Origin of the sequence: Paraburkholderia sp. SIMBA_027 (genome assembly GCF_046535315.1) — a bacterium.
In the GTDB taxonomy this organism is placed as follows: Bacteria; Pseudomonadota; Gammaproteobacteria; order Burkholderiales; family Burkholderiaceae; genus Paraburkholderia; species Paraburkholderia tropica.
In genome coordinates this window covers 1-249 of sequence record NZ_JAWRWY010001260.1, presented here as the reverse complement: position 1 = coordinate 249, position 249 = coordinate 1, and the positions used below count along the sequence as shown (strand labels likewise).

1 pseudogene is annotated in these 249 nt (G+C 67.9%); it reads right to left on the bottom strand.

Features of this window, described 5'->3' with window-relative positions:
• Window positions 1–249 (bottom strand): annotated as a pseudogene (locus SB764_RS43200) (potassium transporter); the annotation flags it as partial.

Here is a 249-nt window from a genome sequence, read left to right as displayed (position 1 = left end):
CCCATGACCACGAACAGCGCCGCCGCAATCATCGCCTCGCGGGCGCCGGTGCGGGCGATCACCTGGAACAGCGGCGTCAGCAGATAGCGCCCCATGACGATCATCGCCACGACTGCACCGATCGCAATCGCGAAGTCGAGGAACGGCTGATCGCCGCCCTCGCTGCCGCCGCCAAGGACCGTGATCAGCGCCAGCAGCGGCACGATCGCCAGATCCTGCAGCAGCAGCACCGAGAACGAACGCTGGCCG